At 21.6% G+C, this 18,337-nt stretch carries 11 protein-coding genes; 4 read left to right on the forward strand and 7 right to left on the reverse strand.

The window, feature by feature from the left end; translation table 11 throughout:
* Positions 1 to 93: 93 nt before the first annotated feature.
* The gene (asd, locus tag ONB71_RS02310; RefSeq protein WP_274360542.1) at positions 94 to 996 is read left to right on the forward strand and encodes an archaetidylserine decarboxylase; all 903 of its coding nucleotides are present in this window, start codon (positions 94 to 96) and stop codon (positions 994 to 996) included.
* A gap of 14 nt (positions 997 to 1,010) precedes the next feature.
* A complete protein-coding gene (gene mscM, locus ONB71_RS02315; protein WP_274360543.1) occupies positions 1,011 to 4,277 on the forward strand; it encodes a miniconductance mechanosensitive channel MscM in 3,267 nt (1,088 codons plus the stop codon).
* Positions 4,278 to 4,366: 89 nt separating this feature from the next.
* Here the strand turns inward: mscM and ONB71_RS02320 are convergent, their stop codons facing one another.
* From ONB71_RS02320 to ppa, 7 genes are all read right to left on the reverse strand, one after another.
* Positions 4,367 to 5,440: a porin gene (locus ONB71_RS02320; RefSeq protein ID WP_274360544.1), complete on the reverse strand. Its 1,074-nt coding sequence runs from the start codon at positions 5,438 to 5,440 to the stop codon at positions 4,367 to 4,369.
* A gap of 135 nt (positions 5,441 to 5,575) precedes the next feature.
* A complete protein-coding gene (gene asnS / locus ONB71_RS02325; RefSeq protein ID WP_274360545.1) occupies positions 5,576 to 6,973 on the reverse strand; it encodes an asparagine--tRNA ligase in 1,398 nt (465 codons plus the stop codon).
* 204 nt (positions 6,974 to 7,177) lie between these two features.
* Positions 7,178 to 8,635 (reverse strand): cardiolipin synthase, encoded by a 1,458-nt coding sequence (gene cls / locus ONB71_RS02330; protein WP_274360546.1) that lies wholly within the window; start codon positions 8,633 to 8,635, stop codon positions 7,178 to 7,180.
* A 317-nt stretch (positions 8,636 to 8,952) separates the two neighbouring features.
* Positions 8,953 to 11,328 (reverse strand): glycerol-3-phosphate 1-O-acyltransferase PlsB, encoded by a 2,376-nt coding sequence (gene plsB, locus ONB71_RS02335; RefSeq protein WP_274360547.1) that lies wholly within the window; start codon positions 11,326 to 11,328, stop codon positions 8,953 to 8,955.
* Positions 11,329 to 11,412: 84 nt separating this feature from the next.
* Positions 11,413 to 12,129, reverse strand: coding sequence for a DedA family protein (locus ONB71_RS02340; RefSeq protein WP_274360548.1), 717 nt, complete (start codon positions 12,127 to 12,129; stop codon positions 11,413 to 11,415).
* Between the two features lie 139 nt (positions 12,130 to 12,268).
* On the reverse strand, positions 12,269 to 13,423 hold the full coding sequence (gene argE, locus ONB71_RS02345) for an acetylornithine deacetylase (RefSeq protein ID WP_274360549.1): 1,155 nt from the start codon (positions 13,421 to 13,423) through the stop codon (positions 12,269 to 12,271).
* A 237-nt stretch (positions 13,424 to 13,660) separates the two neighbouring features.
* On the reverse strand, positions 13,661 to 14,188 hold the full coding sequence (ppa, locus tag ONB71_RS02350; protein ID WP_274360778.1) for an inorganic diphosphatase: 528 nt from the start codon (positions 14,186 to 14,188) through the stop codon (positions 13,661 to 13,663).
* Positions 14,189 to 14,382: 194 nt separating this feature from the next.
* Here ppa and aceE point away from each other — a divergent pair, with 194 nt between their 5' ends.
* Together aceE and ONB71_RS02360 are read left to right on the forward strand one after the other, a co-directional pair.
* Positions 14,383 to 17,046, forward strand: a complete 2,664-nt coding sequence (aceE, locus tag ONB71_RS02355; RefSeq protein WP_274360550.1) for a pyruvate dehydrogenase (acetyl-transferring), homodimeric type — start codon at positions 14,383 to 14,385, stop codon at positions 17,044 to 17,046.
* A gap of 15 nt (positions 17,047 to 17,061) precedes the next feature.
* Positions 17,062 to 18,327, forward strand: a complete 1,266-nt coding sequence (locus ONB71_RS02360; protein ID WP_274360551.1) for a 2-oxo acid dehydrogenase subunit E2 — start codon at positions 17,062 to 17,064, stop codon at positions 18,325 to 18,327.
* Positions 18,328 to 18,337 lie beyond the last annotated feature (10 nt).

Genomic DNA, 18,337 nt, shown 5'->3' on the forward strand with positions numbered 1-18,337 from the left:
ATATTATAATTTTAGTTTGTTAAATATTTAAGTTAGAGATTTTTATATAATAAATTGTATTATTTTATATTAAGTTTGTTTTGGAGAATTAATTTGTTTTTTTATGTTAAATATTTTTTAAATATATTTTTTTCTATTAGATATTTTACTAAATTTGTTGGATGGTTATCTAATAAGAGATTAGGTATATTTACAAATATATTTATAAAAATCTTTATTTGGTTTTATAAAATTAATATTTCAGAATGTGAAATTAAAAATATATCTAATTATCATACTTTTAATGATTTTTTCACAAGAAGGTTATTAAGAAAGTTTAGACCTATAGAGTTAAATTTTAATTCTTTAGTTTTTCCAGTAGATGGTATTGTTAGTCAATTTGGAATAATTAAAAATGATAGTTTGATTCAAGCAAAAGGGTTTTATTTTTCTTTAACATCTTTGTTGGCCGATAGTATTTCTATGGTTAATAAATTTATAAATGGTAGTTTTTTAACTATATATCTTCCACCGTATACTTGTCATCGTGTTCATATGCCATGTGATGGATTGTTAAAAGAAATAGTATATATTCCTGGTAAATTATATTCTGTGAATTTTTTTTCTATGAGAAGTTTATCAAATTTATTTATTAAAAATGAAAGAATTATTTTTTATTTTGATACTAAATTCGGTTTATTAGCACAAGTTTTAATTGGGGCTTCTCTTGTTGGTAGTATTGACACTATTTGGTCTGAAATCATAAATTTTAGTAAAAAAGATAGTGTTATAAAACGGTGGGTTAATAATTCTTTTGATAATGATATAAAATTTTATTTATTAAAAGGTCAAGAAATTGGTTGTTTTAGACTAGGTTCCACAATAATTAATTTATTTCCATTTGAAAAAGTTATAGTAGAAAAAAATATTTTTGTAAATAAAAATATTTTTTTTGGAAGTATAATGGGAAAAGGAAATATTATAAATAATAGTATTTTGAATAATTGTTTAAAATAGAGTCATATAATAAAGTGTTTTTAAATTTTTTATTGTTTTTTGTTATTTTTATTAATTTTTCAGTTTTTGCTGATTGTACTCCGAATATTTCTCATATTAAGCAAGAATTAGAATTTGTAAAAATATCTAATAATTTACCTTATAAAAATGAATTAATTTTAACATTACAGATGACTTTGAATTTTCTAAATGAACGTCAATATTCTATTGAACGTATAAATAGATATCACCAAATAATTACGGATTTTCCTAATTTAAAAAAAATATTATATCATAAAATTATTAATATTTTTGATGTTAAATTCTTTAATAATTTTACTAATTTAAACGATTTAAATCGTGAGATTATTCAAATAAACCAACAATTATTAAAAGAAAATAGTATTATGGAACGTGCACAGCAGAAAATACAAAAAATTAATGAATTTTTGTCAAAATTTTCTAAACAGTTATCTGAGGCAAAATTATTTATTAATAAGTTTAATTTTTATTATAATTTATATGATCAAAAGGTTGATTTTTTAAGTGAGGCTAAAAATTTTGCTAATTGCGCTAAGTATTCAGCACAAAAAGCTCGTGTCAATGAGTTGTATATGGCACAATTATCCGCTAATAATCGTCAGGAATTAATACGTATTAAATTTGAATTACATAAAAAAAAATTTGATAAATTAAATAATCATTTAATGATATTGTATAGTAAACTTAATAAGTTAAGAGTATTTGAAATAAAAAAAATATTTCATAAAATAATAAAATTAGTTTATCATTATAATGATAAATTATCTAGTTTTATTAAAGACTATTTTATTTTGAATAAAAGGTTATTTGTATCTTTAAATAATCAGTTTAATAAATTTAATATAATTTTTATTAATCAAAATATTATTCATGATAAAATTTTTAGATCACGTCATATATTATTTTCTATAAAAGAGCAATCTAAATTATCTAATTTTTCCAATTTATTTAATGAAAATTTAAGAAGACAAGTTGTTAATTTATCTAAATTTTTTAAATTGTCTCAATTAGATAATGAATTGGGTGAAATTCGTGTTCAACGTCTTTTATATGAAAATTTATTAAATAAATCAAAGCAAGATTATAGAAATAATTATTTTTTTTCAAATAGCTGCCATGATATTTTTGAAATTCAGTTTAAAATTAGAAAAAGAATACTTAATTATTTAATTACTGGGTGTGATAATTATATTATTGAAATAATTAAATTAAAGATACTTACAGTTAAATTACAAGATATATTGGAAGAAATTAAGGAATCTGTACATAAATATTTTTATTGGACAGCAGATGCTAACCCTGTTGGAATTAATTATTTTGTAGATATTTATCATAATTTTATTAAATTTATATCTGTTGATACATTTATTCAATTAGTTAGTGCTTTTTTGTTAATGTTTAGTAATATTAAAACTTTATTGCCAATTTTAATTTCTCTATTATTTATTTTTATAAATATTATTAATAATAAAAATTATGATAAGTTTTTAAATTATTCTTCTATGTGTATTGGTAAAATAACAAAAGATCGTTTTAGTTTAACATTATATGTTACTTTGTTATCTATGTTATCAGCCTTGCCTACTTTATGTTTTTTTACTTCTTTGGGATTAGGTTTTCAATATGCGTGGTCTTATCCTATTGCTGTTGCTTTAGGTAATGGTATAATTACTATGATACCGTTATTATCTGTTTTTATGATTAGTGCTAAATTTGCCAGGTCTAATGGTTTGTTTATAGCTCATTTTAGATGGCCTATATCTAGAGTTAATGGTGCTATGAAATATTATTTTTTAACGGTAGGAATAATGATTCCCTTGATGATTTTATTATTTACTTTTAATAATCTTAACGAACATTTTTATTATGTTACTTTGGGAAGACTTTGTTTCGTTTTATTTTGTATTATTTTAAGTTTTATTACTTATACTTTGCAACGTGCTGGTATTTTTTTATATTTGAATAAAAAAGGTACAGGTAAAAGTTTATTTAATAAAATAATTTGGAATATTATGATTTGTATACCCCTATTAGCTTCTTTAGCTTCATGTATTGGATATTTTACAACAGCACAAGATTTATTAATTAGAGTAGAAATTTCTGTTTTTGTCTGGTTTTTGTTATTAATAATTTATTATGTTATTCGTCGTTGGATGTTAATACAAAGAAGACGAATTGCTTTTGATAGAGATAAACAACGACGTACTGAAATTTTATTGCATAGAATAAAAAATGATGAAGATATTGGTGAAATTAGTAGTGATAATCTTGAGATAGATGAATCTTTAATAGATTTAGATACAATTAGTGCTCAATCTCTTCGTTTGCTTAGATCATTATTGACCTTAATTGCCTTGCTTTCTATTATTGTTATTTGGTCTAAAATTCATTCAGCTTTTAGTTTTTTAGAAAGAATAAAATTGTGGAATATAAGTACATCTATTCAAGGTATAGAGAATTTAAAATCTGTTACATTAGAATCTTTATTGATTGCTACATTAATATTCATTATTACAATGCAATTGGTTTATAATTTACCTTCATTATTAGAGTTAGTTATTCTTCAACATCTAAATTTAACTCCTGGAACTAGTTATGCAATTACAACATTAACTAAATATTTTATTTTATTTATTGGAGGTATTGTAGGTTTTTTTATAATTGGTATTGAATGGTCTAAGTTTCAATGGTTAATTGCAGCTTTAGGTGTAGGTTTAGGTTTTGGTTTGCAAGAAATATTTGCTAATCTTATATCTGGATTAATAATTTTATTTGAAAAACCAATTAGGATAGGTGATACTGTAACCATTCGTAATCTTACAGGAAATGTAACTTGTATTAATACTCGTGCGACTACAATTACTGATTGGGATCGTAAAGAGATAATTATGCCTAATAAAGCATTTGTTACAGAACAATTTATTAATTGGTCTCTTTCTGATTCCGTTACAAGAATAGTTTTATATATAACTGTTGATGTTATTTCTAATACTAAATTAGTTATAGATATTTTGAAAAAATCCGCTCTTAAGTGTAGTTATGTTATCAATATTCCTAAACCAGAAGCATATTTAGTAGATTTACAGTATGGTGTTCAGTTATTTGAATTACGTGTACATGTTGCTGAAATGGGTCATAGAATGCCTTTGAGAAGTATGTTGAATTATCTTATTTTAGAGGAATTTAAGAAGAATAATATTAGTGTTCCTTTTGTTATATTTCATATGAAATCTTATAATTTTGATATGCATTATTCATAATTTTTTATTTTATATTAATTTCATTTATTATTAATTTATTTTAGGTTCATACACAGAAAATTTTAGTTTTTCTGTGTATGAATTTATAATTAAAATTTGTAACTCATACCTATTGCAAATATATTATCCATTGAGTTTCTATATGAAGTATTAGATTTGTCTTTAATTAGATTAATTCTGTAATCTGCATATGCTGATATATTTTTATTTATATCGTAAATTGCACCTAGGTTTATATATTTATCTATAACCATACTATCAAATGCTGCTGGATTGGAATTATTTATACTTCTTTGTAAGAAGGATATTGAAGGGTAAATGTTATTGAATTTATATTGTGCTATAAATTCTATATTTTTGGTTTGTTTTGCTAAAGAATCATTATAAGATCTGTGTAAATTTTTTGAATTACCATATATAGCACCTACGTAAATATTATTTTTGTCATATTTTAATCCTAGTGCATAAGCAATTGATTTGTTTCCATTGTTATCTTCTTTTTGAATATCTGTTCTATTTACGTTGAACCAGCTACCTATAGTGCTTAATCCTATATCAGATTTATATTCTAAAGAACCTCCCCATCCATTACAATTTTTTTCTTCTTCTATACGATCGTATAAATTTTTACCTGCGTATTGTATAGCAATATTTATTCCTTTGAAATAACCAAATAAATCTTTGTTTCTATATGTTAATAAACTTGTTGCACGTCTTGAAAGGAAATTATCATTATCTTTTATTGATAGATTATTTTCTACAGGTAATTTATCTGTGTATGAGAGACTATCATATAGTATGCCGTAATTACGACCATAGTCTATTGATCCCCATTTTTTAAAATTTAAACCTGCATATGCTAAACATGTTTCTCCATTATATAATCTATATTGACTTTCTGTTAAATCATTATGAAATTCATATAACCATGTAGAATATCCAATTATATTTTTTGATATAAAATGTTCATTTTTTAAACCTAATTTTGTATATGATTTATCGCCCTTATTGTATTGACCATTACTGAATTTTCTTAGTATATTGATACTACCGTAAATATTAATTTTATTACCATTTTTATTATAAATTTCTATTGCATTAACTATATTACTCATCATTAATGAAATAGTTAAAATTATTGTGATAATATTTCGTTTTATCATGCTTATTACCTCTCATGGTAATTGTATAAGTTTTTTATATTATGTATATTTGTGAGATCAAATATACATTTTTAATAGATTTTATTTTACTAAAATTTTATTTATTTGTCTAAAATATTTTTATTATTTTATACTTTAAAAGTTAGCGTTTTTAGGTGTTCTTGGAAATGGTACAATATCTTTTATATTTTTTACACCTGTAATAAAAGATATTAATCTTTCTACACCCATACCAAAACCAGCATGTGGTATAGTACCGTATATTCTAAGATCCCTATACCACCAATATTTTTTTTTATTTAATTTTGATTCTTTTATTCTTTTATCTAAAATTTCTATTCTTTCTTCTCTTTCTGAACCACCTATAATTTCTCCAATTCCTGGCATTAAAATATCCATTGCTGATACTGTTTTGTTATCTTTGTTTAGTCTCATATAAAATGGTTTTATTTTTTTTGGATAATTTTTTATTATTATTGGGGTTTTAAAATATTTTTCAGTTAGATATTTTTCATGTTCAGTGGATATATCTATTCCCCAGTTTACAGGTAGTTTAAAATTTGTGTTTGATTTTTTTAATATTTTTATAGCTTCTTCATAATCTATTTGTTCGAAATTGGAAGATATCAATTTTTTTAATTTGAATTTATTTTTTTTTTTTTTTTTTTCAAAAAAAAATAAATCTTTATCTCTTTCATTTAAAAGTGATTTTGATATATATATTAACATATCAATTGCTAATTTTATTACATCATTTAATTTTGCAAATGCTATTTCAGGTTCTAACATCCAAAATTCTGATAAATGTTTTTTTGTATTTGAATTTTCTGCTCTAAAAGTAGGTCCAAAAGCATATACTTTAGATAAAGCACATGAATAGCTTTCTGCATTTAATTGTCCAGAAACTGTTAGAAAAGTTTCTTTGCCAAAGAAATCTTTTTTAAAATTTATATTTTTATCTTGTGAGGATGAAAGGTGGTTTTTATTTAGAGTTGATACTCTAAACATTTTGCCATTTCCTTCAGTGTCTATTGTTGTAATTATTGGTGTAGGTATCCAATAAAAACCATGATTATTTAAAAATTTATGTATTTTGTATATTATTGTTTGTCTTATTCTAGTAATTGCTCCAATTATATTAGTTCTAGGTCTTAAATGTGCTATTTTTCTTAGATATTCCATGCTGTGTTTTTTAGGGCTAATTGGATAAGATGATGGATCTTTTACCCATCCTAATATAATAATATTTATTGCATGTATTTCGTATTTTTGTTTTGTTGATGGGGAATATTTGATTATTCCTTTAACTTTTATAGAACAACCTGTAGTTAGTTTTAAAATATTATTTTTATAATTATGAATGTTTTTTTTTATTATTATTTGTAAATTTTCTAAACATGATCCATCATTTATAGATATAAATGTTATTCCAATTTTTGATGTTCTTTTTGTTTTAACCCATCCATTAATAGTAATTTTTGTTTCAGTTAATAATTTGCCTTCTATTATATGTGTAATAGATGTTGTTATCATTTTTATCTCTATTTAATGTTTTAAAAATGTATTTTATTTATACAAATATCAATCATGAATTTTTGATTTATTTTTTTATATTTTTTAATTTATTTTATAATTTAATAATGAATTTATTATTACATTTAATTATTTTTATTACAATATTTAATAATTTTATTTGATTAATTTTATATTTGTTTTTTATAAAATATTAATTTGTTATTATAATAATGGATGAAAAAAAAATAATAATCTTTCCATTAATTTATACCAATATGATCTTTTATCCCATTTTTTTAATTTTATTTTTTTTGATAATTTTATATATTCCTTTTGAATATTTGATAAAGTTTCACTAAACTTATGATCATCTATTGCTAATGTTATTTCAAAGTTTAGCCATAAGCTTCTCATGTCTAAATTTGCTGTTCCGATAAAACTTAATTGGTGATCTATTAATATACTTTTAGTATGTAATAACCCCTTTTTAAATTGATATATATTGACTCCAGAAGAAAGTAAATCAGTGAAAAAGTATTTACTTACCCAATTTACTAACGTAGAATCATTATAGTAAGGAATTATAATATTTACTTTTACACCTCTTTTTGCTGCGCTGCAAATTGCATTTAGTAAATCATTACTAGGAACGAAATATGGTGTAGTTATGTTTATTTTTTTTGTTGCTGAATAAATAGCTGTTAATAAGACTTGATGTATAATATCTTTGGAAAATCCTGGTCCTGATGCTATTATTTGTACTCCATTTAAATATTTCTTTTTGTGTGAAATTTTATTTTTATTAGATATATTTGGTAAAATCTTTTTTCCTGTTTCTAATTCCCAATCACAAGCATATATTATACCTATACTTATAGCTATTGGTCCTTCCATTCTAACCATTAGATCTATCCATTCACCTATTCCTATATTTTTTTTAAATAGTTTTGGATCTACTAAATTCATACTTCCAGTATAGGTTATATAATTATCTATAATAATTATTTTTCTATGTTGTCTTAAATCTATTCGTCTTAAAAATATTTTTAAAATATTTATTTTTAATGTTTCTACTATTTCAATTCCAGCATCTTTCATTATTTTTACCCATGGACTACGAAAGAATATAGAACTACCTGCTGAATCTAACATTAATCTACAATGTATTCCTTGACATGAAGCAATTATTAATGCTTCCGCTACTTTATCAGCTATTCCTCCTGGTTGCCAAATATAAAACATTATTTCTATATTATTTTTTGCTGATAATATATCTTTTATTAATTTTTTTATTATGTTGTTTGTTGAAGTAAAAATTTTTAATTTATGAACTTTTGTTCCTGGAATTCCTTGTATATTCTTACACAATTTAAATATTGAAGTTGCAATATAGCTATTTTTGTTATTAAAAATTGTTTTGTTACAGTCTATATTGTTTATCCAGTTAACTCCGTATAACCAAATTTTATATAAATTTGATGTTCTTTTTTTACCTACATTTAATTCAATTAGAAATATATAAACTAATATACCTATTATGGGTAAAATATATACGGTTAGTAACCACGATGTGGTTGATGGTATGGGTTTTTTTTTCATTAATATTCTTAATGTAACTAATCCTACTAATATCCAATATAAGAGTAATATTAATGCATTAATAATTGTGTATAATTTCATAAATTTATTATAATAATATTTTTAAATTTTTTTGTTTTTTTGTTTTTTAGATTTTATATAATTTGACAATTATTTAAAGATTATATTTTTTCATTTAATTTTTTATTAATTAGATTATTATTATTAATTTAATAATTTAATATTAATTAACTTAATATTTAGTTTTATTTTTTTATTATTTTTAATTTGACTAGTATTGAATATTAAAGATAAATAAATTTAGTAAAAGATTTATTTTTAGTTTGTTGGATTTATTAAGTTAATTTTTTTTTTAATTTTTATCATATAATTTGTTAAAAATTAATATTTTTTTATTGTTAATTTACATTTATTTTTTTTATCAATTTGTTTAATAATTTGTATGTATTTTCTATTTTTTTTTTATATTTTTTATTTTTTATATATCCTATTTTTTTAAATGTTTTTAATGATGATAATAATGTTTGTTTATTATATAATTTAAATTTATTTGGTATTTTATTTTTATTTTGATGGTTTATTAATATTTTGCTTTTTTTATATAAATCTATTGTATTAATACCTGGATTTAACTTTAATATTGAAATTATTGTAATATATTTCTTTAAAATATCATTTATATGTGTAGATAATATTTCTATTTTATTATTTTTGTTTGTATTTATATAAAATATTAGTTTTTTTTTTATGATTAATTTTTGATTAATAAATTCTTTTATTACACGAATAATAAATTTATTATTTTTTTTTTTATTTAAATATAAAAAAAATTCATTTTTAAATATAGGGTATATTATATTTATTTTATCTATTATTTTTTTTTTTTTTATTTTTTTATATTTTTTTATTATTTTAATTATTAGTGATGGAATAACGAATATATGTTGAATATTATTTTTGTAATAGTTTAAAATATTTATTTTTTCATTTAAAACTATTAAATCATAATTTTTATTTTTTTTTAATTTGATTTTTTTTGTTTTTATGGCTTTTTTTAATATTTTTTTTGCTGATTTTTTTGGAAATGTAAAATATTTGGAATATGGTGCTATTTTAAATAGTTTTATGTAACATTTGATTTGTTTTACCATTTTTATTTTATTTATCTGATGTTTTTTTACTGAAAGTAATATAGTAGCACATAAATTTATTGAATTTATAGCAACTGCAGCATTTATTCTATTCATAATATCATTTGCTATATTGTTAGCTATAGGTATTAGCCAGTTGGGATTTTTTGTTTTGCTAAAATTTAAATTTTGTTTCCATTTTTTAACATTTTTATTTAAATATTTTATTAAGTTTAATGGTTTGCCAAAATTTATATAGCTATTACCAAAATTTTTTATATTTTTTATTCCTTTAACTATTTGTAATATATTTTCATTTTTTTTTAAATGTCCTGACATTTCTTTTGTATAAGTTTTTACTTCCATTATATGATCATAATTTATGTAAATGGGTACTAATATTATTGGTTTGTTGATATTTTTTAATAAAGATTTTATTGTTATTGTTAATATTCCTGTTTTTGGTTTTAATAAATAACCTGTTCTTGATCTGCTACCTTCAATAAAATATTCTATAGAATGCCCTCTTTTTATTAATTTTATTAAATATTCTTTAAATATAATTGAATATAATTTATTACCAATAAATGTTCTACGAATAAAAAATGCTCCTAGTTTTCTAAATAAACATCCAATTGGCCAAAAATTTAAATTTGTTCCTGCCGCTATATATGGTATAGAAAGTCCTTGATGGTATATTGCATAAGATAATATGAGATAATCTATATGGCTTTTATGGCATGGTAGATATATTATTCTATTTCCTTTATATGCTAATTTACATATTTTTTTACTACCATTTATAATTATTTCATCAAAAGTTTTATTCCATACTATTTTCATTATTTTATTTACTATTCTTATCATTTCATATGAAAAATTAGTTGCTATTTCTTTGATAATTGATAGAGTAAAATACTTAATTTTTTTTTTATTTTTATTTTTTATTTTAATTTCTTTTTTTATCTTATTTTTAATGATTTTAGATTTTAATATTTTTTTTAAAAGTTTATTTCTTTTTATTATATTAGGACCAATTATCGCAAATTTTTGTTTGTTAAAGTTTGTATTTATTTTATAAATCAATTTTTTAATTAATGATCTTTTTGAGATGTTTTTTAATGAAATATTTTTGAGTGATATTTTTTTAGAAAAAATAATAAACGTTTCTTTTCCTATCCATATTATTTGTAAAATTTTTTTTATTATTTTTATTATTTTTGTATTTTTTATATTTTTATTATTTTTGTATTTGGGTTTTCTACCTATTAGTATTAATATTGGTAATATTTTTAAGTTTAAATTGAAATTTTTCTTTTCAAGTTCTAGGTATTTATTAATTAATTCAATATTTTTATTATTTTTTATGTAAAATAGAAATTTATTATTTATATTTTTTATAAATATACATCTAGGTATTTTTTTATTGTTAATTTTTATTGATTTTGTTGGGTCAGGTAATTTTTGTTTATGACATTGTTTTTTTAATATTAGTAGATCTATTTTGGATTTTTTTTGTAAAATATATATTATTTTTTCTTTTTTATTAATTTTGTTTAAATATTTTGGTAAGGTTTTAACATTTATACAAATATTTAATAATAAATTTATTACTTTGTTATAAATGTTATATTTATGTAGCATATAATAAATTTGATTCCTTTTTATGTGTTATTAATAAATGTTAAATTTTATATTTATTTTTTATATTATAGTTAATAAAAAATTTTAGAATACTTTTTTTTGAGATGAAATGTATTGTATATTTTTTTTTGATATAATTTTAAAAAAATTAAATATTTTTTTTTTTATAATGTTATATACCAATATTATTAATCCAATTATAAATATTAATATTGGTAAGATAGTTAAAAGTAGTATTATTTTCTTTTTGTATATTATAAATATAGACGTATTACCTAATACTGATCCAATTATAATTAATGTTAATACCCATATAAAAGAACTTATTATGTTATAAATTTGAAATTTTTTATATTTTATTTGTGATATTCCAATTATAATTGGTAATAAAGTTCGTACAAAAGCAATAAATTTACTAATAATCATTGCGGATAATCCATATTTATTAAATAATTTATTTGTTTTATCGTATGTTTTTTTTGGTATATTTGATATCCATAGTTTTATTATTTTTGTATTGCTAAAAAATTTTCCATTAATATAACCCAACCAACAACCTAATATTGTAGCTGTTGTTAAAGTTAATATTATTGATGATATTTTTATTATTTTTTTTGTTACTAACACACCTACGAGTATTAATAAACTATCTCCAGGAAGAAAGGCTGTGGGTATTAATCCGTTTTCCAAAAAAATGACCACGAATAATATAGAATAAATAATCCATGTATAATTTGTATTGGATAGAGTATTAAAATCTTGTTGTAATAGTGCATACAACAATTTATGTAAAATATTCAAATATTATCCTTTTATTTTTTCAAAGTATTTATATTTTTCTAATATATCAGAATTAATTTGTTTTATATGTTTTTGAGTAACTAAATTTTGCATTTTTTATTTTTATGAAATAGATATTTTTTTAATTGTATTGAAGTTATTAAATAAAACAAAAGGTATTTATTATTTTATTAAATATTTTTTTAGTAGGTTTTATATATGAATTATCAATGAATTCATTTGGTTTATGAGCTTGTTCTATAGACCCCGGCCCTAAAATTATTGTAGGGCATATTTTTTGTATAAATGGTGCTTCTGTACAATAATTTACTTTTTTTGTTTTTTTGCATTTTAATATTCTTTTAATTTTTTCTAATAATTTATATTTTTTATTATATTCAAACCCGGGTATTGTTGGGTTTAATTCTTTTATAGTAATTATATTACCCCATTTTTTATTTATAGGCTTTAAAACATCATTTAATATTTTATTTATTTGTATTGTATCAGTATTTGGTAATGGTCTTATATCAATGTATAAATGACAATATGAACAAATTCTATTTGCCGCGTTACCTCCACATATATGTCCTAAATTTAAAGTGGGATATGGTACTGTAAATGTATTATCATTGTAATCTGTTTTTAATTTGTTTTTTAATTTTAATAAGATATTTATTATTTTATTCATTATTTCTATTGAATTTACACCTAAATTTGGATCGCTTGAATGTCCTGATTTTCCTTTTATTTTAATTATTTTTGAAATATGCCCTTTATGTGAGTCAATAGGTTTTAATTCTGTGGGTTCTCCTATTATTGCAAATTTTGGATTTATGGATGTTACATCTGAGAAATATCTTGCTCCTGACATTGAGGTTTCTTCATCAGCAGTAGCTAAAATATATAGTGGTTTTTTGAATTTTTTGATATTGATATTTTTTAATATTTCTAATATAAATATAAAAAAACCTTTCATATCTGTTGTTCCTAATCCATATATTTTATTATCATATTCTGTAATTTTGAATGGATCTTTTGTCCATTGTTTTTCATCATAAGGAACAGTATCAGTGTGTCCGCTTAACATTAAGCCATCTTCTCCACTGTGGCTTTTTGCAAGCATATTAAATTTGTTTTTTGTATTTGGTATATATTGTATATCTATTGTAAATCCCAAACTATTAAACCATTCTGCTAAAATATTTATTATATTTTTATTACTTGTATCCAGTTTTTTATTACTTGAGCTAATTGATGGTATAGTTATTATTTTTCTATACATGTCTATGAATGATGGTAATTTATTTTTCATTTTTCATCCTTTTTAAATTAGTTTTTGGATTACTAATCTCTATATTTTTTATTTTTAATGTAATATTGTACAATTAGTATTGTTATATTTTGTAAAATAAATATCAATTTTTAATCATTTTGTTAATTTAATTTTTTATCATTTATAATATTTATATATTTTTTTATGTTCATAATTTTATTTTAATTAAAAAATTTATTTTTTTTTAAATAATAAATGATAAGAATATTAATTATTTTATTTTTTATATCTTATATATGCTTTTTTTATTTCTTTTTTTGCAAATTTAACATTCATCCATCCAATTATTTTAACCCATTTATTTTTTTCTAAGTCTTTGTAGTGTTGGAAAAAATGTTTTATTTGATTTTTTGTAAAATCAGATAAATTATTTATATCTTTTATATTATTATATTCATTTGTAATTTTATTTGTTGGTACAGATATTATTTTAAAGTCTTCTCCAGATTCATCTTCCATTTTGAGCAACCCAATTGGTCTGGTATTTATAATACATCCAGGTATCAATGAGTATTGAGTAATAACCATTGCGTCAATTGGATCACCATCTAGTGATAGTGTATTTTTTATATAACCGTAATTGCATGGATAAAACATGGGTGTGTATATAATTCTATCAACATATAGTGTTTTGTATTTTTTATTCATTTCATATTTTATTGGGTTACTATTGGCAGATATTTCAATAACAACATTTATTTTATTTGTTTTTTTTTTAATATTTTTTTTTTTGTTAGAACTCATATTTTTTTCCAATGTAGATTTATTAATTATAATATTTAATAACATTTTATTAATTTAAAATTAATGTGTTTAAATTAATAAATATCAAAAAATTAATTATTAAATATTATTATATAAATTTTTTTTAAAATCTGTATAATATTTTTTAATTTATTTATGTTTTATATTTTTTATCATAAATTAAGGGATTAACTGTGGTAAATTCAACATTTAATGATATTGATTCCGTTGAAACTATTGAATGGTTAGAATCAATACAATCTGTTATTCATAATGATGGTGTTGAACGTGCTAAATATTTATTTAATAAAATATCAAAAGTTATATTTAGAAATGAATATTCAAATGGTTGTTTAAATAAATTTAATTATATTAATACCATACCTGTAGAAGAAGAGCCCTTATATCCTGGTAATCTTCTTATAGAAGATCGTATTTGTGCAGCTGTAAGATGGAATGCTATTATGATTGTATTAAGGGCTTCTAGAAAGAAATTAGATTTGGGTGGTCATTTGTCTTCATTTCAATCTGTTGCGCATATATATGAAGTTTGTTTTAATCATTTTTTTCGTATTTATGGTGATAATAATATTGGTGATTTGGTTTATTTTCAGGGTCATATTTCTCCTGGTATATATTCTAGAGCTTTTTTGGAAGATAGATTAACTGAAATTCAATTAAATAATTTTCGTCAGGAAATATGTGGTAAGGGTATTTCTTCATACCCACATCCAAAATTAATGCCTAATTTTTGGCAATTTCCTACAGTTTCTATGGGTCTTAGTGCGTTAAATGCTATTTATCAAGCTAAATTTCTAAAATATTTGCATAATCGTGGTTTAGATGATACTTCTAAAAGAACTGTTTATGCTTTTTTAGGTGATGGTGAGATGGATGAACCTGAATCTAAGGGAGCGATAAATATAGCTTCTCGAGATAAGTTAGATAATCTTATATTCGTTGTAAATTGTAATTTGCAGAGATTAGATGGTCCGGTTTATGGTAATGGTAAAATTATTATAGAATTAGAAAATTTTTTTTTAGGTGCTGGTTGGGAGGTAATTAAAGTTATATGGGGTTCTAATTGGGATCCATTATTAAAAAAGGACATTAATGGTAAATTAGTTAAATTAATGAATGAAACAGTAGATGGAGAATATCAAACTTTACAATCTAAAAATGGTATGTATATTCGTGAACATTTTTTTGGTAAATATTCTGAAACAAAAGATTTGGTAAAGGATATTACAGACGTGGAAATTTTCAATCTTATTAGAGGTGGTCATGATTATAAAAAAATATATGCTGCTTTTAAGAAAGCACATCTTGTAAGAAATAAACCAGTTGTAATATTATTTCATACTGTTAAGGGTTATGGTTTAACATCTAATGTTGAAAGTAAGAATATTTCTCATCAGGTAAAAGATATAAGTTTTGATGATTTATGTTCTATAAGAGATAATTTGCAGATTTCAATGGATAATGATGGGATTAGTAATTTATTATTTATAAAGTTTAGTAAGGGTAGTGATGAGTATGAATATTTGCATAATAGACGTAAAGTTTTAGGTGGTTATTTGCCTAGTAGAAATATGTATAATTTAGAAAATAAATTAAGTTTGCCTAAATTATCAGATTTTAAATCTTTATTAAAAAAACAAGATAAAAAAATATCTACTACTATTGTTTTTATTCGTATATTAAACATTATTTTAAGAAACAAATCTATTAAAGATAGAATTGTTCCTATTGTGGCAGATGAAGCAAGAACTTTTGGTATGGAGGGTTTGTTTCGTAAAATTGGTATTTATAATTCTAATGGTCAAAGATATATTCCTCAAGATTATAATGAATTTTTTTATTATAAAGAGGATAAAAATGGTCAAATACTACAAGAGGGTATAAATGAATTAGGTGCTGTTTCCTCTTGGTTATCCGCTTCAACATCTTATTGTACGAATAATTTAACCATGATACCTTTTTATATTTATTATTCAATGTTTGGTTTTCAAAGAGTTGGTGATTTACTTTGGGCTGCTGGAGATCAACAAGCAAAAGGTTTTTTAATAGGTGGTACATCTGGAAGAACAACATTAAACGGTGAAGGTTTGCAACATGCTGATGGTCATAGTCATATTTATTCTTTGACAATTCCTAATTGTATTTCATATAATCCAGCTTATTCTTATGAAATGGCTGTCATCATTCATGATGGTTTATTAAGAATGTATGGTTCTAATTATGAAAATATATATTATTATATTACAACTTTTAATGAAAATTATCATATGCCGAGTATGCCACTCAATTCTGAATATGGTATAAAAAAAGGTATTTATAAATTAGAAACATTAAATGGTGGTAAGAGTTCTATTCAATTGTTAGGTTCTGGTTCTATTTTACAACATGTTCGTATGGCGGCTAGAATTTTATCTAATAGATATGACATAGCATCTGATGTTTATAGTGTTACATCTTTTACAGAATTAGCTAGAGATGGTCAAGATTGTGTTAGATGGAATTTATTACATCCTAATGATGTTAATAAAAGTTCTTATATATCATGTGTGATGAATAGCCATCCAGCCTTAGCAGTAACCGACTATATGAAATTATTTGCTGAACAAATTTCTAGTTATGTTCCTAGTGATAAATATTTTGTATTAGGTACAGACGGTTTTGGAATGTCTGATAGTCGTTTTAATTTACGCAATCATTTTGAAATAAGTTATCCTTATATTGTGATTTGTGTATTAAGTATATTAGTTCAATTAAAAGATATCAGTTCTGTTTTTTTTAATCAAGCTATAAAATTTTTTAGAATTGATGTTAATAAAATGAATCCTCGTTTATTTTAAAAGAGAAAATAATATATGCTTATTGATATAAAATTACCTAACATTGCAGGTGTTAATAAAGTAGATGTGGTTGAAATTCTAGTAAATATTGGTGATTCAATTAAATTTGAACAGATAATATTTGTGGTTGAAGCACAAAAAGCTTCTTTTGATATTACATCTCCATATAATGGAATTGTAAAAGATATAAAGGTAAAAATTTTTGATACAGTAAAAGTTGATGATATAATGATTATTATTGATAGTAATGAAGATGGTTTGCGATCATCATTAAAAACTTCACATAATATTTTAGATGTTAAATATGATAGTAAAATATCTAAAGTTTACGATAATAATTTAAAATCTATTAAAACAAAGGATTATTTTTTAAATGATTTTAAATCATATGCTACGCCATTAATTCGCAGATTAAGTCGTAAATTAGATATAGATTTATTTAGTATTAAAGGTTCAGGTAGAAAAGGTCGTATATTAAAATCTGATTTAGATAATTATTTAAATATTAAAACTAAATTTAACAAGAAAAAGAAAGAAGATAATAAACATATAAAAAAAGAAAATGAATTTGATAAGTTTGGTAAAATAAAATTTTTAGCAATTGGTGATTTACAAAAGAATATTGCTAATAAGTTACATAAAACATGGAATACTATTCCTCATGTTACACAATTTGATGAAATTGATATTACTGAATTAGAGGTTTTTCGTCATAGTGAAAATAAAAGGTTAAGTTTTAATAAAAATTTTATTAAAATAACACCTATTATTTTTTTATTAAAATCTATTGCAAAAAGTTTAAAAAAAATGCCTAATTTTAATAGTTCTTTGTCAAGTGATGGTAGATTTTTAATATTGAAGAAATATATTAATATTGGTGTCGCTGTAAATTCTTCCTATGGTTTATTTGTACCTGTTATATGTGATGTGGATAAAAAAAATATTACAGATTTGTCTATTGAATTATCAAATTTATCTAATAAAGTACGTGATAATAAATTAAGAAAAATTGATTGTCAGGGTGGTGGTTTTACTGTTTCTAGTTTAGGTAAGTTGGGTGGAATATTTTTTACACCAATTATTAATTTTCCAGAGGTGGCTATTTTAGGTGTATCAAAAATTTTAGTTAAACCTTTATTTGTTTTAGATAAAATAATTACTAGGACAATTTTACCGTTTTCTTTATCTTATGATCATAGAGTTATTAATGGTGTTGATGCTGGTAAATTTATGTGTTTAATAGATTATTTTATGTCTGATATTCGCAGATTAATCATATAATAAAATGTTT

The organism is Candidatus Purcelliella pentastirinorum (assembly GCF_028748785.1).
In the GTDB taxonomy this organism is placed as follows: Bacteria; Pseudomonadota; Gammaproteobacteria; order Enterobacterales; family Enterobacteriaceae; genus Purcelliella; species Purcelliella pentastirinorum_A.

Excerpts from the sequence above, each read along its gene's own strand:
- ONB71_RS02320 (WP_274360544.1), bottom strand. The coding sequence starts at position 5,440 with ATGATAAAACGAAATATTATCACAATAATTTTAACTATTTCATTAATG.
- asnS (WP_274360545.1), bottom strand. The coding sequence starts at position 6,973 with ATGATAACAACATCTATTACACATATAATAGAAGGCAAATTATTAACT.
- cls (WP_274360546.1), bottom strand. The coding sequence starts at position 8,635 with ATGAAATTATACACAATTATTAATGCATTAATATTACTCTTATATTGG.
- plsB (WP_274360547.1), bottom strand. The coding sequence starts at position 11,328 with ATGCTACATAAATATAACATTTATAACAAAGTAATAAATTTATTATTA.
- argE (WP_274360549.1), bottom strand. The coding sequence starts at position 13,423 with ATGAAAAATAAATTACCATCATTCATAGACATGTATAGAAAAATAATA.
- ppa (WP_274360778.1), bottom strand. The coding sequence starts at position 14,188 with ATGAGTTCTAACAAAAAAAAAAATATTAAAAAAAAAACAAATAAAATA.
- ONB71_RS02360 (WP_274360551.1), top strand. The coding sequence starts at position 17,062 with ATGCTTATTGATATAAAATTACCTAACATTGCAGGTGTTAATAAAGTA.